1 pseudogene is annotated in these 887 nt (G+C 62.5%); it reads left to right on the forward strand.

Features of this window, described 5'->3' with window-relative positions:
- Nucleotides 1–887 (forward strand): annotated as a pseudogene (locus tag NW213_RS16745) (RHS repeat protein); the annotation flags it as partial.

Below are 887 nucleotides of genomic sequence, written 5' to 3' on the forward strand. Positions count from 1 at the left end.
ATTACCCGCCGGCAGTACAACGGCTATCAGGAGCTGGAGGTCACGGTCAATCCCGAAGGATATACCCGCAAGACGGCCTACAACGAGTTCGGGCAGCCCGTCCGCATCACGGACGAGAACGGCGAGGACACGTTCTTGAATTACGACAAGAACCGCAACCTGACCTCGCTCCGCACACCGGAAGGCAGGGAGCTGTCATGGGACTATGACGGACAGGACCGTGTCGTCAGCCGCACCACGCTCAGCGGGGAAACGGTGGAATACACCTACGACGGCGGAGTCCTGCGCACCATTACCGACGGGCGGGGACGGGTTTACACGCTCACCTTCAACGACAGGTACGACCTCGAACTGTTGCAGTTCCCCAACGGGCTGTTCCGCCGTTGGGAATACGACGGCAGGGGCAGGCTCGTGCAGGCGGTGGACGTGAAAGGCAACGCCACCCGCTACGCCTACGACCGTGCCGACAACCTCATCCGCCTTGAGGAGCCGGACGGCAACGTGCACCGTTTCGAGTACGATGCCATGGGCAACCTGGTCCATGCCACCGACAACATCCGTGAGGTCAGGTTCACCTACGGTGCTCTGGGCGTGCTGAAAAGCCGCGAGCAGGAGCGTCACCGCATCACCTTCGGCTACAACAGCGAGCTGCAGCTCCGCCGCATCGGGAACGAGGCGGGCGACAACTATTTCTTCGGGCTGGACGGGCTGGGCCAGGTCATTACGGAGACAGGCTTCGACGGCATCCGCCGCGAGTACGAGCGTGACGGGGCGGGACGTGTCACCCGTGTGAACCGTCCCGGCGGCAAATGGACCGAATACCTCTACGACGGGCTGGACAACATCCTGAAGGAGGAGCAGTACGACGGCGAGGTGTCCCTTTACAC

The sequence above is a fragment of the Bacteroides sp. ET336 genome, from assembly GCF_024733815.1.
GTDB lineage: Bacteria > Bacteroidota > Bacteroidia > Bacteroidales > Bacteroidaceae > Phocaeicola > Phocaeicola cellulolyticus.